The sequence below is a fragment of the Streptomyces spinosisporus genome (genome assembly GCF_022698145.1).
In the GTDB taxonomy this organism is placed as follows: Bacteria; Actinomycetota; Actinomycetes; order Streptomycetales; family Streptomycetaceae; genus Streptomyces; species Streptomyces spinosisporus.
Window position 1 is genome coordinate 401,085 of sequence record NZ_JALDAX010000006.1, and the last position, 21,758, is coordinate 422,842.

Sequence of the window (21,758 nt, forward strand, 5' to 3'; positions counted from 1 at the left end):
CGACCCGTACGACACCGAATGGGAGCGTCAAGGGTTGCGGATCGCGGGCACAGGGCATCAGGAGTGGGCAGGACCGGCCGCGCGGACAGGGTGCGGCCCCCGGTCGGGCCGACAGGCCGCGGGGAGACCGGGTGTCCTAGGAGGGGATGTGATCCGCCGTGCGTGCGCAGAGGCGTACCCATGGGCGTTCCGTGCGAGTGGAGTACCTGCTGCTCGACGAGGCCGCATCGGCAGGCCGGGCCCGAGGGCTCACCTCGAAGTTCCTCGCCCGCTCCCGGGCCCGGACCGGGGCGGGGGCCGAGCAGCTCGACGACGTGAAGCTGGTCGTGTCCGAGCTGGTCGCCAACGCCACCCGGCACGGCCGCAGCGCCTGCCGACTCCGGCTGCACGTGTCCCAGGAGCGGGTGACCGTCGAGGTCTACGACGACAGCCCGCTCCCGCCGCGCGTACGGCCGTTCACCGCCGACGGTGAGCACGGGCGCGGGCTCGCCATGGTGCGTTGCCTGTCCCAGCGCCTCGACGTCGCCGCGGTCACCGGCGGCGGCAAGAGGGTGCGCGCGGTCCTCGCGCTGCCGGCCTGAGCGGGCGCCGGCCGTCACGGTCCTGCGTCAGGCGGCCGGTGTGTCCAGCGGCCGCAGTTCGTCGGCGTACGACACGGAGATCCGGCGCATCAGGCCGTCCTCGGCGATGTCGTACTGCCCCAGGCGCCACAGCGGCGGTGAATAGGCGTGGATCGATACGGCGTCGTCGCTCGCGCCGGTGAGCCGGTGGATGTGCTCGGGGCCGAAGCAGAAGGACTCCCCGGCTTCGAAGGTGACGCAGAGATGGGTGCCGCCGATGCGCGGTGTGCCCTCGTTGAGCCTGCCCTGGACGACGGTGACGGCGCCCGAGGAGGTGTCGTGGTCGTGCCAGCCGGTGTCGTTCTGGCGGGTCCAGCACAGCAGCCAGACGTCGACGTACTCGTCGCGGTACAGGGATGCGTAGTGCCGCTTGCTGTCCGAGAAGGCCACCTGTGCGCGCCACAGGTCGGGGCGGGTGGCCAACTTCCCCACGAGTTCCTGCAGTTCGCGCTTGTCGAGAGTCCTCTGCGGCAGGGACTCGTACGTCATGAGTGGCTCCTTTCTTCAACGCGTCCTGCTCGGTGCACGTCCGGGGTGCGGCCGTGCAGCAGGCGGGCGGGGTTTGCGGTGCGCAGGGCGTGGACGGCGGCGTCCGCGCCGAGGTCGGGGACGACGGGTGGTGCGTAGGGGCGGTCGCTGCCGCTGACGAGGACGTCGATGCCGACGGCCCGGACGAGTGCGTCGACGGCGCGAGTGCCGTAGGAGGAGGTCTCGTAGAACACGTCGAAGTCGATCTCGCCGCGGCCGCCGCCGCGCGCGGCGAACCGTTCGCCGTGCAGGGGGGCGAGGCCCGCGAGGGCGGCGAAGCAGACCCGAAGGCGTGGGTGGCGGGTGCGCTCGAAGGCGCGGAAGGCGAACCAGGCGGCGTGCAGCTGCTGTACGTACGGCACCAGGGCCGGCCACCACGGCGGGGTGCCGGCGGCGGGCGGGGCGGCGCCGGGGTGGACGAAGAGCGGCTTGTCGTGGCGGGTGAGGACGTCCAGGAGGGGTGCGCAGTGGGCCCAGCCCGCCGCGTCGAGGAGCGCGGAGGCCGGGAGTTGGAGGCCCACGCACCCCCGGCTCAGTTCGTGTGCCACGGCGTCGGGGTCCGGTGCCGTGAGGCAGCAGGAGGCCCAGACGCCGAAGGGGGCCGGGAGGTCGAGGGCGCCGTCGTGGAAGGCGGTCAGCAGCGGGGTGGCCTCGGCGGGCGGCAGATGCTCTATGCCGAGGGGGCTGGAGAGGGACACCAGGGCGAGGTCGAGTCCGTCGGACGCGGCGAGGCGGGTGCGGGCCGTGATGTCGTGGTCCGCGGGGTCGACGGCGTAGGGCGGTTCGCCGGTCAGGTGCAGCGTCCAGCCGTCGAAGTGCGGGGGTGTGGTGCGGGAGCGCAGCAGCTCGACGAAGGCGGGTGGCCAGATGTGCTGGTGAACGTCGGTGAGCACGCGGGACGGTCCTCTGGGCGAGCGGGGCGGGGAGGGTTGAGGGAGTCGTGTTAAGCGTTTCACTGATGCGGTTAACTTAATCGCTTAACAAGAGACCGTGTCAACCCTGCGACGGTAAAAAAGGGGTCAGCGGCAACCGGCCGCGGACGGGGTTCCGCGGCGCCTTCGGCGGGCCGCACGCCCCCGATGCGCACGCGCCCCGGTAGGCTTCCCCGCATGGCCAGGCCCAACAAGCGCACCACCCTTCGTGAGGTGGCCGAGGCGACTGGCCTCTCCACCGCAGCCGTCTCCTACGCCCTGCGCGGCAAGCACGTCTCCAAGGAGACCGAGGAACGGGTGCGCCGGGCCGCGGCCGAACTGGGCTACGAGGCCGATCCCATCGCCCGCGCCCTCGCCAGCGGCCGCACCAGCATGGTCGGTGTGCTGGCCGGCGACCTGCAGGACCTGTGGCTGCAGCAGTTGATGGCGGCCATCGGGCGCGAGCTGCTGGCCGGCGACCGGTACGCGCTGATCCTGGACGCGGGCGGTGACCCCGACCGTGAGCTGGCGCTCGCCAAGCAGCTGCGCGACCAGCGCGTCGACGCGCTCCTGGTCTCCCCCGTGAACCCGGCGGCGGAGGGGTGGGCCGCGATCGCCGACGCACTTCCGGTGGTGGCGGTGGGCGACTCACTGAGCCGGGCCCGCACCGCCGGGCAGGTCATCTTCGACAACCGCGCCGGCATCGACGCCGTACTGGAGTATCTGCACGGGCTCGGCCACCGCCGGGTGACCGTTCTGACGCCGACGCGTCCGAGCACTCCGGACCGGCCGGCCGACGTGTATGTGGGCGAGGCGGCCGGGCGGCTCGGGCTGCGGGCCGAACTGGTCCCCTGTCCACAGGAGTTGGGCGAGGCGACGGCGGTGGCACGGCGCGTGCTGCAGAGCGCGCACTCGCCGACCGCCGTGTTCTGCTTCTCCGACTCACTGGCGTACGGGGTGTACGCGGCCGCGGCGGAGGACTCGTTGGAGGTGGGCCGGGACGTCTCCGTGGTGGGTTACGACGACCATCCGGTCTCCCGGGTGCTCACACCGCCGCTGACCACGGTGGACTGGGGGTTGAGCGAGATCGCGGAGGAGGCGGCACGGCTGACCGTGGCCGCCATCGAGGGCAGGCGGGTGCGCAAGAAGCGGGTGCTGTGCGCTCCGCGGATGCGCGAGCGGGGGTCGACCGTGCGCGCGTGAACGTGCGATGAACCGCCGATAGACTCGCACAGCATGACCGTCTCGCATGCGTTCACCCGTTATGTCGCGATCGGTGACAGTCTCAGCGAGGGCATCGGCGATCCCGGCCCGGCGGGCGTGCACCGCGGCTGGGCCGACCGGTTCGCCGAGATCCTGGCGCAGACACAACCCGGCCTCACGTACGGCAACCTCGCGGTGCGCGGCAAGACCAGCACGCAGATCGCGGCAGACCAACTCGGCCCCGCACTCGCGTTGCGCCCCGACCTGGTCACGGTGACGACGGGCATGAACGACGTCGTACGGCCGCGGTACGACCCCGAGGCGGTCGCCGCGAACATCGAGGAGACATTCGCCCGGCTCACCGCGTCGGGTGCGCGGGTCGCCACCATGACCTTCCCGGACCTGGGCAAGATCTCCCCCGTCGCGCGCCGGGTGCGCCCCCGCATCCTCGACCTCAACGCGCGTCTACGTGACCTGGCGAGCCGCTACGAGGTCGCCCTCCTGGACCTCTTCCCCCTCCCCTTCACGGCCGACCCCCGCATGTGGAGCGACGACCGCCTCCACGCGAGCCCCACCGGCCACACCCGCATCGCCGCAGGCATGGCCCACACCTTCGCCCTCCCGGGCCACGCCACCTGGTCACACCCCCTCCCCCCGACCACACGCGCCCCCACCCTGAAAGCCCTCGGCGCCGACCTGCGCTGGACCGTCGACCACGTCGGCCCCTGGGCATGGCGACGACTACGCGGACACACACCGGGCGACGGCTTCACGGCGAAGAGACCGGTGCCGGGTCCGGTGAGGCCGCAGCACGTGGGGTGACCGGGCCCGCCGGCACCGAGCAACCGCCCCTCGATCCGCGTCGGATGACGCTGCGGTCGGGCGCGAGACAGGCGGTGCGACTGACCCCGGCGTACTCCCGGGCGTGCCGGATGTGCGAGGCGGTTCGCTCGGCCAAGAGGGCGAGGAGCCGCGCGTCGGCGCGTGGGAAGGGGCTGCCCTCCCGTGCGCACACGAGGACGCCGTAGCGGTGTTCGCCGGTGGCGAGGGGGACGCAGAGCACGGGCCGGGACCGGTCGGCCACCGGGTGGGCGCGGTACCACACTCCCCCGTCCCCGGCACCGTCCCGGTCCTCCGGGTGCTCGGCCGCCGGGAATGCCGCGTCCCGAGCCACGGCCGCCACCCACCGCGGGTCCGGCAGCGCGTCCGGGTCGCCCGCGATGGCCGCGTGGCCCGGCACGCTCGTCCCGTCGACCCGTACGGCCGCCGCCGAGCAGCGAAAATGGCGGCAGGCCCTCCAGGTCAGTTCGGCGCAGGTGGTGTCCTCGTCGAGCGTGGTGCCGATGCCCGTCAGCAGCCGCAGCAGCGTCCCGGCCGGGACCCGGGGGATCGTTCGCCGGGACGCGCGGGTCCGCGCGCCCGGCCGCGTCGCCCGCCGCGGGGCCGCGGAGCGGGCGGAGCAACCGCACGACACCGAAGACGTATGAGTCGTGACAAACCAGAGCGTCGTACGCACCATCCGCCGCTCATCGGCGGCATCGGCTCAATCGGCCGCGAGGCCGTGCTCGTCCGCACAGCACGCGCCGTCGGGCGCGGCGGCCGCCTTCGTCTCCAGCCGGCAGTAGCAGGACGCCTCGATCGGTACGTCGGCCGTCGCCGTGGCGATCTTCAGCTGCTGGGCCACGATCCGGGCCTCGCCGTCCTTGCCGAGGCGCGTGAGGCACTCGTGGAAGCCGTGCAGGGACCAGACGTTGCCCGGATGCTGCTGCGCGCGCGGCAGGGTGGCGTCGAGGCCAAGGTCGGCGCGGTAGACGGCCTCGGCCTCCGCGACCAGGCCCTGTTCGAGGAGCAGCGCCCCGTAGGCGTGCCGGGTGGGCTGCATCCAGCCCCACGGCTCGTCGTACGGCAGTCCGTCGTCCAGCTCGATCGATCGGCGCAGCGCCGCGAACGCCGCGTCGTGGCGCCCCTTGCGGTACTCCAGCTCGCCGTCCAGCATCGCCCCGGCGATCGCGAGGATGTCCGCGCAGGTGTTGTTGAACAGCATCCGGGTCTCCGGGACGCGGGCGGCTGCCTCGCGGAAGAGTCCGCGCTCGGTCTCGGCCTCGTCGACTCGGCCCGTGGCCGAGAGCGCGACCCCGCGGGCGTAGTGCAGCATGGCCGTGCTCACGCAGTACAGCCGCGGGTCCGCGGGCATCGCGAGGGCGAGGATGTCGTCCCAGCGGCCGAAGCGGATGAGCACGTGCACGCGCATGGCGAGGAAGCCCTCCAGCCAGTCGGCCATGGGCGGGCTCTCGACGCGCAGCAGTTCCTCGGGGACGGCCGCCTCCAGCCGGCGCACGGTCTCGATGGCGTCCTCGTAGCGGCCGAGGAACATCGCCCCGTAGATCCTGAAGTGGAGGTTGTGGCACCGGTAGAGGGTGTAGAAGTTCATCGCCCCGGCCCTGGCCAGGAACTTCTCGTCGGCCTCGATCGCCGTGGTGTTGTCGGAGACGACCCGGCGGTAGTCGCCGCAGAGCACCTCCAGATGGGAGGGCATGTGCTGCAGATGTCCCGCGTCCGGCATCAGGCCGCGCAGCCGGTCGCCGGCGAACAGGGCGGCCTCGGGGGTCGGGGACATCTCCATCAGGTGGATGTACATGTGGAGCAGCCCCGGGTGGCCTGCGCCCGCTTCCGTGGCGATCGCCCGTTCCAGCACACCCCGGGCCTCCGTGGTGCGCGCCCCGGGAGCCGGTGTGCCCGTGCGCAGGTCCCACAGCTGCCAGGGGGTGAGGTTCATCAGGGCGTCCGCGTACAGCGTCGCCACGTCGAGGTCGTCGGGGGCCAGTTGATGGACGTCCCGCATGCTGTCGGCGTAGGCGGTGTTCCACACGGAGCAGGTCTCGGCGTCGAGGGCCCGCTGCTGCGGATAGCGGGCGCGCAGGGCGCCGACGAGGGCCTGCTCGACGGGTGTGGCACCGGCGGCCTTCTCGTGCGCGCGCTCGACCGCGGCGTGGGTGCGCTCCACCGTCCGCGCCAGGTCCTGTTCGTCGAAGAACTCCCAGGGCTTGTTGTAGTTGGGGCCCAGTGCATAGGCGACGCCCCAGTCGGCCATGGCGCAGCCGGGGTCCGCCGCGGCGGCGGCCTCGAAGCAGCGCACGGCCTCTTCGTGGTTGAAGGCGTACGTCCAGTTCAGTCCGCGGTCGAACCACATCTGCGCCTCGGCGGACGTGGTCGTCACACGCCGGCCGTGGCTGCCGAGGTCGTAATAGGTCACCCCTCACGAAATACCGCACAACGGCCGTAAGGCACAAGTCGTCTTCGTGGGCAAAGAAATTGCATGGTCCAGACCAAAAGCGTGTTTGGTCTAGTCCAACCGATGGACGGGGTGATCCGGCAGCAGGAAGCTGGGGCCCTCTCCCCACCCCCACCGGAGGCACATCGTGAGACGTCTTCGCGCATGTCTGGGCGCAGCCGCGGCAGTTGGACTCACCGCCGCGGGCACCACCGCTCTGATCGCAGGAAACGCCTCGGGCGCGACCAGCGCGCTCGACAACCGCTGGTACGCGGCGGCTCCCTATCTGATGCCGCTGGACAACGACCCGCCGGACCCGGGCGCCATCATGGACGCCACCGGCCTCAAGGCCTTCCAGCTCGCCTTCGTCCTCGCCCCCAACGGCGGTGGCTGCACGCCGACTTGGGGCGGCACCGCACCCGTCTCCTCGGACACCGCCGTCCAGTCCGTCATCAACACCATCCGCGGCAAGGGCGGCGACGTCTCCGTCTCCATCGGCGGCTACGGCGGCACCAAGCTCGGTCAGGCGTGCTCCGACACGGCCTCGACCGCGGCGGCGTACCAGCAGGTCATCACCAAGTACGGCCTGCACGCGATCGACTTCGACCTGGAGGAGCCGGAGTACGAGAACACCGCGGCGATCAAGAACGAGATCGGCGCCGCGAAGATCCTCCAGCAGAACAACCCCGGTCTGTACGTCTCCGTCACCACCGCCGGTACCGCCGACGGCACCGGCTGGTTCGGCAAGCAGATGCTGCTGGAGGCGAAGTCGCAGGGCTTCACGCCCAACAACTTCTCCATCATGCCGTTCGACGGCGGCTTCAACGGAGCGGCCTCGCAGACGAGCGCGCTCACCAACTTCAACTCCATCCTGCAGTCGACCTTCGGCTGGGACCAGGCCACGGCCTACGCCCACGAGGGCTTCTCGGGGATGAACGGGCGCAGCGACACCGGCGAGATGTTCACGCAGTCCGACTTCCAGACCGTGCTGGACTACGCCACCAGTCACCACATGGACCGCTTCACCTTCTGGTCCCTGAACCGCGACCGCCAGTGCAACCCGCCGGACAACGGCGGCCGCACGTCCGGCACTTGCTCCAGCGTGACCCAGAACTCCTGGGACTTCGCGAAGTACTCGGTGAAGTTCGCGGGCGCCACACCTCCCGAGACGAACCCGACGCCCACCCCCACGCCGACGCCCACCTCCTGCAAGACCGCCTGGAGTTCGAGCGCGGTCTACAACGCGGGCGACGAGGTCTCCTACAACAAGCACAACTGGAAGGCCAAGTGGTGGACCCAGAACGAGGCGCCGGCCGCCTCCGACTGGGGCGTGTGGCAGGACGAGGGCGCCTGCTGAGGACGGTCCTACGGATCCACGGTGCCGTCCGCCGCTACAGGTGGACGGCACCGTCCGCCGCGCACGCCCGCGCCGTCAGCCCCTCGGTGTCCGGATCCGCGCCCAGCATCTCCGCCACGATCCCGGCCGTGGCGCGATGCCAGTCCCCCATGCGGCGGATCATCGCGTGATCGCCGCCCTGCACGGTCACCAGGCCCGCCGACGCCCCCGCCTGCCTCGCCCTGCGCACATGGTCCGCGGACTCGGCGGGAGGCGTGACGCGGTCGCGGTCCCCGTGCAGCACCACCAGGCGGACGCCCGTCAGATGGCGGGCCGAGTCCTCGGGCGGACACCACGGCGCCAGTGCCAGCACCCCGCGCACCAGCGGGTGCGACGCGGCCCGCAGCGCCGCTCTGCCGCCCATCGAGTGCCCGACGAGGACCGTGGGCACGTCCCCCGCGAGGCGGCGCAGTTCGTCCAGTGCCCGCAGCGCGTCGTCGGCGGGATCGCCGTCGTTCCAGCCCCGGTGCCGGTAACGGACCCGGCCGAGCAGGGTGTCGGGCGGCGCGGCAGCTGCGGCCACCCGCAGCAGCGGATGCATGCGGAGCACGGCGAGCTGCCAGGGGCGCGCCGGCCGGTGGTTCAGCTCGCTGCCGCCGTGCAGCGTCACGATCGCGCCGGACGCGGCATCGCGGGGCATGTGCCGCACGATCAGCGCGGACGCCCCCCGCTGCACTGCTCCTGCGCGTCCCACCGGTACGGCACCTCTCCGTTGCGGACCCCCATCCTCCCCCGGAGATCCTGTGAGGTGGTGCAGCAAGGGGCGCACGCCGGAGATCAGTGAGCCCTGTACGCGCCTCCACGCGGGCGGGGAAAATGCGCCACGTCCGCGCTCCCGTGACCGCGGCCCGGTGCACCTCAGCTCCAACTCGCCAAGAAAGCAGGTCGGCTGCCGTGCTGCTACGTCTGCCCGAGTCCGTGTCCGAAGCGCAGGAGTGCATGGCCGAAGGCGCCGTACCGATCGGCGGGGCGACCCTGGTGTGGGCCGGCTGGCAACGCGACGGATTCCCCGAACAGGCCATGTCGCTGCGCAACCTGCCGGAGGCCAATGTGCTCGCGCGCGGCGCGCTGGGCGCCGCCGTGGTGCTGGGCCGGATCGACGACCGTGTGCCCGAGGTGCTGCACCGGGCGGCGGCCACGGTGGGGACGGGCGCCGTGCGCCGCACGGCCACCGTCGGCGGGAACATCGTCGGCAGCACCCTGCGCTGTCTGCTGCCTGCCGCCCTGGTGCTGACCGCGCGGGCAAGGGTGCTCGACCGGGACCGGGTCTTCGAGACCGATCTCGCCGAAGTCGTGGCCAAGAACCATCTGCTGCTCAGCCTGCACTGGCCCGAACCGGTCGCCAGCAGCTACCGCAAGCTGCCCGCCGAGGCGGGCGGCCCGCCGCCGTTCGTCGTCGCCGCCGCGGTGCACACCCCCGACGACGCGCCCGCCCGGCTCCATGTCGCCGTCCGCGACGGCTACGACGTGCTCGCGGACGACGTCCCCTGCCACACCGGCAGCGACGAGGCGATCGCCGCCCTGGGCGCCACTCCCCTCGGCACCCTGCACTCCACGGCGTGGCAGGTCGTGCGCGACCACGTCACCGACCTGCTGAACCGTCCCGTGGGCCGGTCCCCGCAGTAGCTCGCGTTGCTCCGTCCGAGTGGTGCATCCCCACCTACGGTCGTAGCGTCGGTAGGGTCGGTTCGTGACGACAGGGGGCAGCGGATATGCGCAGCTACGCACTCAGGACTGCGGTGACGCTCTGTTTCGCGGCCTCGCTGGCGGCGGCAGCGGGCGCACCGTCGTCCGCCCGCCCCACGGCGGCCCCGGCCGCGGACACGGTGCGTCAGGAGCCCCGTTCCCCCGTGATCGTGGACTGCTTCTGGCACGCGAACGTACGCCCCGCCGACTTCATGCTCGCCTGCGGTGACGGCAACAGCCGGCTGACCTCGCTGCACTGGTCGAAGTGGAGCACGGGCTCGGCGAGTGCCGAGGGCGTCAACGTCGTCAACGACTGCAGGCCCTACTGCGCGGCCGGAAAGTTCCACTCCTACCGCGTCGTCGTCCGCCTGGACCGCGTCAAGCCCTGGAAAAAGCACCCCGAGGTGCAGCACTACAGCCGGATCACCCTGGAGTACCAGGGCGACAGGCCGGACGGCTTCGCGCGGACGGTGACGTATCCCCTGTGGGACTGAGCCCGTCGCCCGGCGGTGTCACAGGCGGTCGTCCGCGCTCGTCGGCGGCCGGTCCGGCGGGGTCTCCCCCGCGGTGAGGTGTTCCAGGACCTCGACCAGTTCCTGGCAGGCCTGTTCCACCGAGCGTCTGGTGTGGAGCTGCTCGGTGATCAGCGCGGACAGCAGCAGCGCGGTCAAAGCCATCCCTCCGTTGAAGGCCTGAAGCTGGATCATCACCTGGATGTGGGTCAGCCGCTCGAACGGCCCGACCGGGTCCGTCGCCGCGACCGTGGCCATCACGGAGGCGAACAGGGCGCACAGCATGCTGCCCGCCAGCTGGAACCGCAGCGCCGCCCAGATCAGCAGCGGGTAGACGAGGAACAGCATGCTCAAATCGCTGTGGGTGGCGAAGGGGACGACGACGCAGGCCACGACGGTCAGCGCCAGGGCCTCCTTCCACCGCGGCGCGCGCAGTTGGCGCCGGGCCCCGTGGAGCACCAGCAGAACCGGGGTGACGATCAGGACGCCCATCGCGTCACCGGCCCACCAGGCCGACCAGACGAGCCAGAAGGCGTCCAAGGCCAGCTTGCCGGTGAGCACGAGGAGTCCGGCTCCCGCGGTGGCACTGACCAGCGTGGCCGTCAGGGCCCCCAGGAACACCAGGGCCACACCGTCGCGCAGCCGGGCGAGGTCGGTGCGGAAGCCCACCTTGCGCAGCATGTAGTACGCGCAGACGGGGGCGGCCGTGTTGCCCACCAGGGTGCCGACCACGGCTAGCTGCACGGAGCTGATGGACAGGACGACGGAGAGGGCGCCGAGCGCGATGCCCGGCCAGGTGCGCAGCCCGAACAGGAGCAGACAGGCGACGGCCACGCCCGTGGGCGGCCAAATGGGTGTGACCACCGCGTCCTCGACGACGAGCCGGCGCAGCAGTCCGAGCCGCCCGGCGGCGTAGTAGCAGGCGGCGACGGCCAGCGTCTGGAGGGCGTAGACGGCCGGCCGCCGCAGGTCCTGGAGAGCCACCACAGCTGCCATCAGACACCGCCGCGGCCCGGTCAGCGAGGCGAGGCGTGGCGGCAACGGGCCTACGGCCGGACGTCGATCCGGTCGTGGCCGACCACCAGCACGGCCGCGTCGTCCTCGTGGCCGACGCGCTCCGCGATGCGCATCACGCCGGCCGCGAGCGCGTCCGCGTCCATGCCGGCGACCGCGGCGACGCCGGCGAGCCGCACGACCTGGTCGAGCCCTTCGTCGACGTGCAGCGAGGGCCCTTCCACGACGCCGTCGGTGAGCAGCACGAAGACGCCGCCCGTGGTGAGCCGGTAGCGGGTCACCGGGTACTGCATGCCCTCCTGGATGCCGAGGGGCGGCCCGCCCTCGTCCTCGGCGATGCCGGACTTTCCGTCGGCCGTGGCCCAGATGTGCGGGATGTGCCCGGCGCGTGCGCTCTCCAGCACCCCCGTGGACGGGTCGAGGCGCATGAAGGTGCAGGTGGCGAAGAGGTCGGTGCCGAGGGTCAGCAGCAGGTCGTTGGTCCGGGAGAGGAGTTCGCCGGGGTCGCCGGTGACGGAGGCGAGCGCCCGCAGGCCGACCCGGACCTGGCCCATGAAGGCGGCCGCCTCGATGTTGTGGCCCTGCACGTCGCCGATGGACAGTCCGACACGGCCGTCGGGCATCGCGAAGGCGTCGTACCAGTCGCCGCCCACGTTGAGGCCGTGGCAGGCCGGCACATAGCGGACGGCGACATGGAAGCGGCTCGCGTGCGGCAGGTCCCGGGGCAGCATGCCGCGCTGCAGTGCGAGGGCCAGCTCGACCCGGGAGCGCTGCATCTCCGCGAGCTCGCGTGCCTGGGCGGTCAGCGACCCGAGTCTGGCGAGCAGCTCGTCACCGTCCTCTGTCGGACGCTCGAGGGACATGGATCACTCCGGCGGGGCCGTGGGCCACGGCCCCCTCTGCGCAAAACCCCTGATTAGGGACTAAGGAGATGATAACGACATATCACGCAGAGCAGACCGTCGGTCAGCCGCCGGTCAGGCGCCGGTCTGCCGCCCATCAGCCGCCGAGGGCCGCGTTCACCACGTCCCTGGCCTCGTCCTGCACCTGCCGCAGATGGTCGGCGCCACGGAAGGACTCGGCGTAGATCTTGTACACGTCCTCGGTGCCCGAGGGGCGGGCCGCGAACCAGGCGTTCTCGGTGCTCACCTTGATGCCGCCGATGGGCGCGCCGTTGCCCGGTGCCTCGGTCAGCACCCCGGTGACCGCTTCTCCGGCCAGGGTGTCCGCGGTGACCTGCGCGGGCGAGAGCTTGGCGAGCAGCGCCTTCTCCTCGCGGGTCGCGGGGGCGTCGATGCGCGCGTAGGCGGGCTCACCGAAGCGGGCGGTCAGGGCGGCGTAGTGCTCCGACGGTGTCTTGCCGGTGACCGCGATGATCTCGGAGGCGAGCAGCGCGAGGATGATGCCGTCCTTGTCCGTGGTCCACACCGAGCCGTCCCGGCGCAGGAAGGACGCCCCGGCCGACTCCTCGCCGCCGAAGCCGATGGAGCCGTCGACCAGGCCGTCCACGAACCACTTGAACCCGACGGGCACCTCGACCAGCCGCCGCCCGAGGTCGGACGCGACGCGGTCGATCATGCCGGACGACACCAGGGTCTTGCCGATGCCGGCGTCGGCGGGCCACTCCGTGCGGTGCGCGTACAGGTAGGAGATGGCCGTGGCCAGATAGTGGTTGGGGTTCATCAGCCCGGCGTCCGGGGTGACGATGCCGTGCCGGTCGGCGTCCGCGTCGTTGCCGGTGGCGACCTGGAAGCGGTCGCGCTGCTCGATCAGGGAGGCCATCGCGTACGGCGACGAGCAGTCCATGCGGATCTTGCCGTCCCAGTCGAGCGTCATGAACCGCCAGGTGGGGTCGGCGAGCGGGTTGACCACGGTCAGGTCGAGCCGGTGCTGTTCGGCGATACGGCCCCAGTACGCCACCGAGGCCCCGCCCAGCGGGTCGGCGCCGATCCGGACGCCGGCCGAGCGGACCGCGTCCAGGTCCAGCACGTTCGGCAGATCGGCGACGTAGGCCCCGAGGTAGTCGTGGCGGCGGGTGGTCTCGGCGGCGAGCGCCCGGGCGAAGGGGACGCGGCGTACGTCCTTCAGGCCGCTCGCGATGATCTCGTTGGCGCGGTCCTGGATCCAGGAGGTGGCGTCGGAGGCGGCCGGGCCGCCGCTCGGCGGGTTGTACTTGAAGCCGCCGTCGGCGGGCGGGTTGTGCGAGGGGGTGACCACCACACCGTCCGCGAGCCCGGAGGTGCGGCCCCGGTTGTGGGTGAGGATCGCGTGCGAGACGGCGGGTGTGGGCGTGTAGCCGTCCGCGCTGTCGATGAGCACGGTCACCTCGTTGGCCGCGAACACCTCCAGAGCGGTCACCCGGGCGGGCTCGGACAGGGCATGGGTGTCGGCGCCGAGGAAGAGCGGGCCGTCGGTGCCCTGCCGGGCCCGGTACTCACAGATCGCCTGGCTGGTCGCGGCGATGTGGTCGTCGTTGAACGCGGTCGCCAGTGACGATCCGCGGTGTCCTGACGTGCCGAACGCCACCCGCTGCCCGGGGTCGGCCGGGTCCGGGTGCAGCGCGTAGTACGCGGTGACCAGCCGGGCGACGTCGACGAGATCCTCGGGGCCGGCCGGGCGGCCCGCTCGCTCGTGCTGCATGTGCCCGCTCCTCCACATCGGTTGACCTGAACGCTTGCCGCCCCATCTTCCCTCGTCACGGTGGAGGAACGGGAGAGCGGGTCAGTGCCCGGGGCGCCCGAGGAGCGCGCAGACGAAGTTCTCCTGAACGGCCCGCAGCCGGCTCAGCAGCTCCGGGTTCACGGACGCGTTGATCTGCGAGGTGACGGAGAAGGTCAGGGACCGGCGGCCGTCCGGGGTGGCGGCGATCAGCTGGGTGTAGCCGGGGAAGTTGCCGGTGTGCCCGAGCACGACGCCGCACCGGGTGGCGTAGCGGAAGAGGGCGAGGCCCGCCATGTTCTCGCCGGGGCCCGCGGGTTCGGACGCGCCGGCGATCCAGCGCCGCTGCTCGCGCACGACGTCTCCGCCGTAGAGCGCGCCGCCCGCGTAGCCGCGGATGAAGCGGGTCATGTCGGCGGGCGTGGAGATGATGCCGCCCGACGCCCAGGAGCCGGAGGCGCCGAGGACTTCGCTGACGTCCTGCGGGGGCGAGGTCGTCGTGTCGTAGCCGTGCAGGTAGGGCTCGGGGATGCGGTAGCCCTGGGGCAGGCTCGTGCTGCGCAGGCCCAGGGGTCGGTACACGAGGGTGCGCAGGAGTTGTTCGTACGGGGTTCCGGTCGCCGCCTCGGCCATCAGGGCCACGGCGATGTTGTCGGAGTTGGAGTAGTGGTACCGGCTGCCCGGGGGGAATTCGAGGGGCCGGTCGGCGACGAAGTCGAGGAGCCTGCGGGAGTCGAAGCGGTGGTGCGGGTCGGCCGCGAGGATGCTCCGGAACTCGGCGCTCTCCGTGTAGTCCGGCAGCCCGCTGGTGTGGTTGAGCAGCTGCCGCAGCGTCACCCGGTGCCAGGCCGCGGGCAGGCCCGGCAGTCGCCGGCCGAGCGTGTCGTCCAGGCGCAGCGCGTGCCGGTCGACCAGGCTGAGCGCCACCGCGCCGCTGAAGGCCTTCGCGGTGCTGGCGATGCGCATGTGGTCGCGGATGCCCGGTGGCCGCCCGGTGGTGAGGTCCGCGACGCCCGCCCGTACGACGCGTGCGCGTCCGTCCCTGCGCAGCACGGCGATGACGCCGGGCGGCCCGCCGGGGGACTGCACGAGCTGCTCGATCTGCTGCAGCAGGTCGGCGTCGCGCGGCTGGGGAGCGGCGGTGGCCGCGCGGGTGGGGGCCTGGCAGAGCGCCGTCATGCAGAGTGCGATCACGCAGGTCGCGCGCAGGCGGCTCCACCGCGCACCACGCGGGCGCGGGTGGGCCGGGGCGAATCGAAGGGGCATCATGTCTCCCGTGGCTGGCCGGAGTTGCTGGCCCAGCCTTTCCCCGCGCCCGGCGCCGGTCTCTCCGGGCTGCTGCATCCGGCCCAATGCCCGAACCCCCGGCAGGCGTCGCCGTACGGCCGCCGCGCGCTACTCCCGGCGCAGTAGCCGCCCGGTGCGGCGGAAGTAGCGACAACCCGCTTCCCCTGTACGACGACCGTCGGGGCCCGTCGGCCGAGCATGAAGGAAACAGCCCGAGGGCGTGCAGGAGGTGACGCGCTGTGCTCCATGCCCTTCTCGTCGCCGGTGGCCCGCTGGGCTGCGGCTGCCCGCACTGGCGCCGCCTCAGCCTCCTCGCACCCTCTCGGACGGCGGCGGACGACGCCCCGAGACGCGAGGCACCCCGCCTTCAGCTGGTGCCCGCCCCGGCCGGGGACAGGGAGCGGGCGGAGTGGACGGGCGCCGCTTTCGCGGTGATGCGCTCCGCGAGGTCCGGGGCGGCGCGGTGATCCGTTCCGGGACCCGTCGTCACTCGGCACCGACCAGCGCGCGGATCTCGAAGTCCTCGTAGACCCCGGGGACTTCGGGCCGGCTGAGGACCGTCCCGAGCCAACCGAGGAGGAATCCGGCCGGAATGGAGACGATGCCGGGGTTCTGGAGTGGGAACCAGGCGAAATCAGCTGACGGGTAGAGCGAGTTCGGGGTGGAGGAGACGACGGGTGAGAAGACGACCAGGAGTATCGAGCACAGCAGGCCGCCGCAGAGGCTGAGAAGGGCTCCCGTCGCGGTGAAGCGCCGCCAGAACAGGGTGTAGACGAGGGTCGGCAGCAGGGCGGAGGCCGCGATCGCGAAGGCGAGGAAGGCCAGGGTGGCGCTGTTGGCGCCCCAGGAGACGAGGGCGAGCAGCATGCCGAGGACGCCGATGACGGCGGCGGCGAGCCGGGCGACGAGGAGTTCCTCGCTCTGGTCGGCCCGTCCCTTGCGGATGACCTCGCCGTAGAGGTCGTGGGCGAGCGAGGAGGCCGCGGCGAGGGTGAGTCCGGCCGCGACGGCGAGCAGGGTGACGAAGGCCAGACAGGACAGCAGGGCCGTGAGGAGGCCGCCGCCGAGGGCGTGTGCGAGCAGCAGGACGGCCGCGTCTCCCGTGTGGTCCGTCCGCGCGATCGTCTCCCGTCCGACGACGGCGGTGGCGCCGAGGCCGAGGACGCCCGCCGCCAGGCAGACGAAGCCGACCAGGCCGATCGCCCACACCACCGAGGTCCGCAGGACGCTGCTCGAACGCGGGGCGAGCAGCCGCATCATGACGTGCGGGAGTGCGGCGAGGCCCAGCACGATCGCCAGTTGCAGGCTGAAGAAGTCCAGTGTGCTGGTGGTGCCGGCGCCGTAGCGGAGGCCGGGTTCGAGGAATCGGGTGCCCATGCCGCTGTGGTCGGCCGCCGCGGTGAGCAGGGCGCCGATGTTCCAGTGGTAGCGGTGCAGCACCATCACGGCGGTCACGCCGACCCCGGCGACGAGCATCACGGCCTTGACGATCTGGATGAAGGTGGCGCCGGGCATGCCGCCGAGCGCGGCGTACACGATGACGATCGTGCCGATGACGACGACGCACAACGTCTTGGTGGCCGCGCTGGGTTCGCCGGTGAACTGGGTCAGCAGGGCCACGCTGCCGACGAGTTGGGCCACGAGGTAGAGGGTGGCGACGGCGAGCGTGCACAGGGACACGGCGAGCCGGACCGACCGCTGCCGGGCCGGCATGCGCAGGGCCACGGTGTCGCCGAGGGTGAACCTGCCCGCGTTGCGCAGGGGTTCGGCGATCAGCAGCAGGACCATCATCCAGGCCACCGCGGTGCCGCAGAGGTAGAGCAGGCCGTCGTATCCGGTGAGGGCGACCAGGCCGGTGCTGCCCAGCAGGGTGGCGACGGAGACGTAGTCGCCGCACATCGCAAGGCCGTTGCGCAGGGGCGTCATGGTGCGGTTGCCGAGGTAGAACTCGTCGATCTCGTCGCGGTGGGGCGCGGTCAGCAGCACGCTGAACAGGGTGACGACGACCACGCCGAGGAAGAGCAGGAACGTCAGCTGCAGACTGACCCGGTCCGCGACGACGACGGCGGTCGTCACCATGTGCGGAACCCTCCGGACGCACGGGACCCTCCGGACGTGCGGGACCCTCCGGATGCGCGGAACCCTCCGGATGCGCGGAACCCTCCGGCGCGGTGGGAGACGGGGCGTCGGGCCGGTGCGGGTGGCCGGTCGGGGTGCCAGGCCGGTTCGTCCGGCCCGTAGGGGTGGCGGCGGACGAACCGGGTGCGAAAGCCGCGCGCCCGCGGATCGGCGTGCGTCCGCAGGTGCACGAGCCGCCGTCGTGCGATCACCGCCATGATCGCGAACTGCCCGAGGCCGAGGGCGAGTCCGAGTGTGAGATGACCGCCGAGTGGGGTGTTCATGAGACCGGGGGCAAAACCCGAGAGCAGGACGTACAGCAGGAACCCGCCGACGGCGAGTAACGTCATCCGGACTCCGGAGCGCCGGTGCGCGCGGCGCAGCAGCCTGAATTCATTGCTTTCGGATATCACGCGTCGTCTTGTCTGCTCGACATTCATGTCGGCACACCTTCTCCGCATTCCTGGTGCCGCACACATGCCCCGATGAATACCGAGGTCATTCCCGTGCGGACATTGTGGGGGGCTCGTGAATCCGGAAAGGCCGATTTCCCGATTCCTTCGGCCCGCCAGGGGGTGGGGCGGACCGGAAGACCGGAGTATTGCAGCGCCCCCATTGAACTATCAACCGCACGGATGAGTGAATTTCCGACGGCGGACGCGGTGTTCGGTAATAGTCCATACCAGGTCCGCGACTTAAGTGAACGGTTAACCAACCGTTGACACCCCTGGGCGGCGAGCGCGCAATGGGCCCTGACAGGGGGGTGTGACATGCAGGTTCCCGCACCGTTCGAGTACCAGCGGGTGCACAGTGTCGACGAGGCGATCGCACTCCTGGACCGGCTCGGCGACACGGCACGGCTGGTGGCCGGCGGCCACAGCCTGATCCCGATGATGAAGCTCAGGCTGGCCAACTTCGAGTACCTGATCGACATCAACGAGCTGCACGACCAGCTCGGCTACATCCGCGTCGAACCGGGCCTGATCCGCATCGGGGCCATGACCCGCCACCGTGAGCTGCTGGAATCCGACGAACTGGCCGCGGCCTTCCCGATCTTCCGCGACGCCGAGCGCGTCATCGCCGACCCCGTGGTCCGCAACCGCGGCACCCTCGGCGGCTCGCTGTGCCAGGCCGACCCCTCCGAGGACCTGTCCGCGGTGTGCACGACGCTCGGCGCGTCCTGTGTCGTCCAGGGGCTCGACGGTGAACGGGTCGTCCCCATGGAGGACTTCCACCAGGGACCGTACGAAACGGCGGTCGGCGACGCGGAGATGCTGACCGAGGTGCGCTTCCCGGTCCGTCCGGGCGGGTCGAGCGCCTACGAGAAGGTCGAGCGGCGCGCCGGTGACTGGGCCGTCGTCTCGGCGGGCGCGGCCGTATGGCTCGACGGCGGGTCGATCACCGACGCCCGGGTGGGGCTCGCCGCGGTCGGCCCCAACACCGCCGGCATCCCGGGCATCGCCGACGTCATGCGCGGCCGTCCACCGGGCGAGGAGCTGTACGCGCGGGCCGGGGACATCGCGGCCGAGGCCTGCTCGCCGGCGACCGACCGGCGCGGCAGCGCGGAGTACAAGCGCCATCTGGCGCGGGAGCTGACCGTGCGGGTACTGCGCCGGGCGGTCGCCCGGGCCGGCCGACAGGAGGCGTGAACGTGCAGGTCACCATGAACGTCAACGGCGAAGAGGTCAGCCGGGAGATCGAGGGCAGGCTGCTGCTCGTGCACTTCCTGCGCGACCACCTGCGGTTGACCGGAACGCACTGGGGCTGCGACACCAGCAACTGCGGTACGTGCGTGGTCTGGCTGGACGGCGAGCCCGTCAAGTCCTGCACCGTGCTGGCCGCGATGGCGGGCGGCCACGAGGTGCGCACCGTGGAGGGCATGGAGAAAGACGGCGAACTCGACGCCGTGCAGAAGGGGTTCGTCGAGTGCCACGGTCTGCAGTGCGGCTTCTGCACCCCGGGGATGATGATGACCGCGCGTGCCCTGCTGGACCGCAACCCCGACCCGTCCGAGCAGGAGATCCGCGAGGCGATCTCCGGGCAGATCTGCCGCTGCACCGGCTACGCCACCATCGTCCGCTCCATCCGCTGGGCGGCGGCCGAGGAGGCCGGCACCCGTACGACGGCCACGGAGGCGAGCGCATCATGACCACGACCGTCCCCGCCGACGGGCACCGCACCGCCTTCGTCGACAACGACCAGAAACCCTGCGGTCACGGGCGGATGCTGCGCAAGGAGGACCCGCGCTTCGTCCGCGGCAGGGGCCGCTACGTCGACGACCTGCAGCTCCCCGGCATGCTGCACCTGGCGATCCTGCGCTCGCCGCTCGCCCATGCGCGCCTGGTGTCCGTCGACACCAGCCTCGCCGAGGCGCACCCGAAGGTCCGCCTGGTGGTGACCGGCGCGATGCTCGCGGAGAAGGGCCTGGCCTGGATGCCGACGCTCTCGGGCGACGTGCAGGCCGTCCTCGCCACCGACAAGGTCCGCTTCCAGGGCCAGGAGGTCGCCTTCGTCGTCGCCGAGGACCGCTACGCGGCGCGCGACGCCCTGGAGTTGATCGACGTCGAGTACGAGCCGCTCGACCCGGTGATCGACGTGCGCACCGCGCTCGCCCCGGACGCGCCGGTCATCCGTGACGACCTGGAGGGCAAGCGGGACAACCACTGCTTCGACTGGGAGACCGGCGACGCCGTCGAGACCGACGCCGTCTTCGCCCGCGCGGACGTCGTGGTCAAGGAGGACATCGTCTATCCGCGGGTGCACCCGGCGCCGATGGAGACGTGCGGCGCGGTCGCAGACTACGACGCCGTCGACGGCAAGCTCACCCTGTGGTCGACCACGCAGGCCCCGCACGCCCACCGCACCCTGTACGCGATCGTCGCCGGGCTGCCCGAGCACAAGATCCGGGTCGTCTCCCCCGACATCGGCGGCGGCTTCGGCAACAAGGTCCCGATCTACCCCGGTTACGTGTGCGCGATCGTCGGCTCCCTGCTCACCGGCAAGCCGGTGAAGTGGATGGAGGACCGCTCGGAGAACCTCATCACCACCGGGTTCGCGCGCGACTACATCATGCGCGGCGAGATCGCCGCGACCCGCGAGGGGAAGATCCTCGCCGTGCGCACCCATGTCCTCGCCGACCACGGCGCGTTCAACGGCACGGCCGCGCCCGTGAAGTACCCGGCGGGCTTCTTCGGTGTCTTCACCGGCAGCTACGACATAGAGGCCGCGTACTGCAGGATGACGGCCGCCTACACCAACAAGGCGCCGGGCGGGGTGGCGTACGCCTGCTCGTTCCGGATCACCGAGGCGGTGTACCTGATCGAGCGGATCGTGGACTGTCTCGCGTACGAACTCGGCATGGACCCGGTCGAGTTGAGGATGCAGAACCTCATCCGGCCCGAGCAGTTTCCGTACCGCACCAAGACCGGCTGGGTCTACGACTCCGGCAACTACGCCCCCACCATGGAGCTGGCGACGCAGCTGGCCGGCTACGCCGAACTGCGTGCCGAGCAGGCCGAGAAGCGGGCCCGCGGTGAACTCATGGGCATCGGGGTGTCGTTCTTCACCGAGGCGGTCGGCGCGGGTCCGCGCAAGGACATGGACATCCTCGGCCTCGGCATGGCGGACGGCTGCGAGCTGCGGGTGCATCCCACCGGCAAGGCGGTCGTACGGCTGTCGGTGCAGTCCCAGGGACAGGGCCACGAGACGACGTTCGCGCAGATCGTCGCCGAGGAACTCGGCATCCCGCCGCAGGACATCGAGGTCGTTCACGGCGACACCGACCAGACACCCTTCGGGCTCGGCACCTACGGCAGCCGTTCCACGCCCGTCTCGGGTGCGGCGGCGGCGCTGGTCGCCCGCAAGGTCCGCGACAAGGCCCGGCTGATCGCCTCCTCGATGCTGGAGGTGTCCGTCGCCGACCTGGAGTGGGAGAAGGGCTCCTTCCAGGTGGCGGGCGATCCCAAGGCCTCGGTGACCATCCAGGACATCGCGATGCGCGCGCACGGCGCGGGCGATCTGCCCGACGGGGTGGAGGGCGGCCTGGAGGCGCAGATCTGCTACAACCCGGAGAACCTCACCTATCCGCACGGCGCCTACATCTGCGTCGTCGACATCGACCCGGGCACCGCGAAGGTCACCGTCCGCCGCTTCGTCGCGGTCGACGACTGCGGCACCCGGATCAACCCGATGATCATCGAGGGCCAGGTGCACGGCGGGCTCACCGACGGCGTCGGCATGGCGCTGATGGAGATGATCGCCTTCGACGAGGACGGCAACTGCCTGAGCGGGTCGCTGATGGACTACCTCATCCCGACCTCGCTCGAAGTCCCCGACTGGGAGACCGGGTTCACGGTCACGCCGTCCCCGCACCATCCCATCGGCGCCAAGGGCGTCGGCGAGTCCGCGACGGTCGGCTCACCGCCGGCGATCGTCAACGCCGTGGTCGACGCGCTGAAGCCGTTCGGTGTCCGGCACGCCGACATGCCGCTCACTCCGTCCCGGGTGTGGGAGGCCATGCAGGGCCGGCCCACACCGCCGATCTGAAGGTGGACG

General features: G+C 71.6%; 20 protein-coding genes. 9 read left to right on the top strand and 11 right to left on the bottom strand.

Features of this window, described 5'->3' with window-relative positions; all coding sequences use genetic code 11:
* Positions 1 to 191 precede the first annotated feature (191 nt).
* Positions 192 to 581 carry an ATP-binding protein gene (locus MQN93_RS19215; protein WP_016430555.1) on the top strand — a complete coding sequence of 130 codons (390 nt, stop codon included), beginning with the start codon at positions 192 to 194 and terminating at the stop codon, positions 579 to 581.
* 27 nt (positions 582 to 608) lie between these two features.
* On the opposite strand, the gene MQN93_RS19220 is transcribed toward MQN93_RS19215, so the two are convergent.
* Together MQN93_RS19220 and MQN93_RS19225 are read right to left on the bottom strand one after the other, a co-directional pair.
* Positions 609 to 1,109: a cysteine dioxygenase gene (locus tag MQN93_RS19220; protein ID WP_242710475.1), complete on the bottom strand. Its 501-nt coding sequence runs from the start codon at positions 1,107 to 1,109 to the stop codon at positions 609 to 611.
* Entirely contained in the window at positions 1,106 to 2,041 is a 936-nt protein-coding gene (locus MQN93_RS19225; RefSeq protein ID WP_242710476.1) for an amidohydrolase family protein, read from the bottom strand. The genes MQN93_RS19220 and MQN93_RS19225 overlap by 4 nt, the downstream gene beginning before the upstream one ends.
* A 216-nt stretch (positions 2,042 to 2,257) precedes the next feature.
* Between MQN93_RS19225 and MQN93_RS19230 the strand changes: the two genes are divergently transcribed.
* Complete coding sequence (locus MQN93_RS19230) at positions 2,258 to 3,262, top strand: LacI family DNA-binding transcriptional regulator (protein ID WP_242710477.1); 1,005 nt, start codon at positions 2,258 to 2,260, stop codon at positions 3,260 to 3,262.
* 33 nt (positions 3,263 to 3,295) lie between these two features.
* Positions 3,296 to 4,084: an SGNH/GDSL hydrolase family protein gene (locus MQN93_RS19235; RefSeq protein ID WP_242710478.1), complete on the top strand. Its 789-nt coding sequence runs from the start codon at positions 3,296 to 3,298 to the stop codon at positions 4,082 to 4,084.
* On the opposite strand, the gene MQN93_RS19240 is transcribed toward MQN93_RS19235, so the two are convergent.
* On the bottom strand, positions 4,032 to 4,781 hold the full coding sequence (locus MQN93_RS19240) for a GAF domain-containing protein (protein WP_016430560.1): 750 nt from the start codon (positions 4,779 to 4,781) through the stop codon (positions 4,032 to 4,034). The genes MQN93_RS19235 and MQN93_RS19240 overlap by 53 nt on opposite strands.
* Positions 4,782 to 4,805: 24 nt before the next feature.
* Positions 4,806 to 6,515 (bottom strand): tetratricopeptide repeat protein, encoded by a 1,710-nt coding sequence (locus MQN93_RS19245; RefSeq protein ID WP_037779923.1) that lies wholly within the window; start codon positions 6,513 to 6,515, stop codon positions 4,806 to 4,808.
* Positions 6,516 to 6,681: 166 nt separating this feature from the next.
* Between MQN93_RS19245 and MQN93_RS19250 the strand changes: the two genes are divergently transcribed.
* Positions 6,682 to 7,890, top strand: a complete 1,209-nt coding sequence (locus MQN93_RS19250; RefSeq protein WP_242710479.1) for a chitinase — start codon at positions 6,682 to 6,684, stop codon at positions 7,888 to 7,890.
* Between the two features lie 34 nt (positions 7,891 to 7,924).
* Here the strand turns inward: MQN93_RS19250 and MQN93_RS19255 are convergent, their stop codons facing one another.
* Positions 7,925 to 8,569 carry an alpha/beta fold hydrolase gene (locus tag MQN93_RS19255; protein ID WP_063747863.1) on the bottom strand — a complete coding sequence of 215 codons (645 nt, stop codon included), beginning with the start codon at positions 8,567 to 8,569 and terminating at the stop codon, positions 7,925 to 7,927.
* Positions 8,570 to 8,823: 254 nt separating this feature from the next.
* Here MQN93_RS19255 and MQN93_RS19260 point away from each other — a divergent pair, with 254 nt between their 5' ends.
* Both MQN93_RS19260 and MQN93_RS19265 read left to right on the top strand, forming a co-directional pair.
* Positions 8,824 to 9,555 (top strand): FAD binding domain-containing protein, encoded by a 732-nt coding sequence (locus MQN93_RS19260; RefSeq protein ID WP_016430564.1) that lies wholly within the window; start codon positions 8,824 to 8,826, stop codon positions 9,553 to 9,555.
* An 86-nt stretch (positions 9,556 to 9,641) separates the two neighbouring features.
* Complete coding sequence (locus MQN93_RS19265; protein ID WP_016430565.1) at positions 9,642 to 10,109, top strand: hypothetical protein; 468 nt, start codon at positions 9,642 to 9,644, stop codon at positions 10,107 to 10,109.
* An 18-nt stretch (positions 10,110 to 10,127) separates the two neighbouring features.
* Here the strand turns inward: MQN93_RS19265 and MQN93_RS19270 are convergent, their stop codons facing one another.
* From MQN93_RS19270 to MQN93_RS19295, 6 genes are all read right to left on the bottom strand, one after another.
* Positions 10,128 to 11,123: an MASE1 domain-containing protein gene (locus MQN93_RS19270; RefSeq protein WP_242710480.1), complete on the bottom strand. Its 996-nt coding sequence runs from the start codon at positions 11,121 to 11,123 to the stop codon at positions 10,128 to 10,130.
* A gap of 50 nt (positions 11,124 to 11,173) precedes the next feature.
* Complete coding sequence (locus MQN93_RS19275) at positions 11,174 to 12,004, bottom strand: PP2C family protein-serine/threonine phosphatase (protein ID WP_016430567.1); 831 nt, start codon at positions 12,002 to 12,004, stop codon at positions 11,174 to 11,176.
* Positions 12,005 to 12,140: 136 nt separating this feature from the next.
* Entirely contained in the window at positions 12,141 to 13,781 is a 1,641-nt protein-coding gene (gene pgm, locus MQN93_RS19280; RefSeq protein WP_242710481.1) for a phosphoglucomutase (alpha-D-glucose-1,6-bisphosphate-dependent), read from the bottom strand.
* Between the two features lie 81 nt (positions 13,782 to 13,862).
* Positions 13,863 to 15,065 (bottom strand): serine hydrolase domain-containing protein, encoded by a 1,203-nt coding sequence (locus tag MQN93_RS19285; RefSeq protein ID WP_242710525.1) that lies wholly within the window; start codon positions 15,063 to 15,065, stop codon positions 13,863 to 13,865.
* Positions 15,066 to 15,572: 507 nt separating this feature from the next.
* A complete protein-coding gene (locus tag MQN93_RS19290; protein WP_242710482.1) occupies positions 15,573 to 17,165 on the bottom strand; it encodes a solute symporter family protein in 1,593 nt (530 codons plus the stop codon).
* Positions 17,159 to 17,644: a DUF485 domain-containing protein gene (locus MQN93_RS19295; RefSeq protein WP_278190911.1), complete on the bottom strand. Its 486-nt coding sequence runs from the start codon at positions 17,642 to 17,644 to the stop codon at positions 17,159 to 17,161. The genes MQN93_RS19290 and MQN93_RS19295 overlap by 7 nt, the downstream gene beginning before the upstream one ends.
* 330 nt (positions 17,645 to 17,974) lie before the next feature.
* Here MQN93_RS19295 and MQN93_RS19300 point away from each other — a divergent pair, with 330 nt between their 5' ends.
* From MQN93_RS19300 to MQN93_RS19310, 3 genes are read left to right on the top strand one after another with little or no spacing between them, the layout of a single operon-like run.
* Entirely contained in the window at positions 17,975 to 18,853 is an 879-nt protein-coding gene (locus MQN93_RS19300) for an FAD binding domain-containing protein (RefSeq protein ID WP_242710484.1), read from the top strand.
* Positions 18,850 to 19,353 carry a (2Fe-2S)-binding protein gene (locus tag MQN93_RS19305; protein ID WP_308404348.1) on the top strand — a complete coding sequence of 168 codons (504 nt, stop codon included), beginning with the start codon at positions 18,850 to 18,852 and terminating at the stop codon, positions 19,351 to 19,353. The genes MQN93_RS19300 and MQN93_RS19305 overlap by 4 nt, the downstream gene beginning before the upstream one ends.
* Complete coding sequence (locus tag MQN93_RS19310) at positions 19,350 to 21,749, top strand: aerobic carbon-monoxide dehydrogenase large subunit (protein ID WP_242710485.1); 2,400 nt, start codon at positions 19,350 to 19,352, stop codon at positions 21,747 to 21,749. The genes MQN93_RS19305 and MQN93_RS19310 overlap by 4 nt, the downstream gene beginning before the upstream one ends.
* The last annotated feature ends 9 nt before the right edge of the window (positions 21,750 to 21,758 follow it).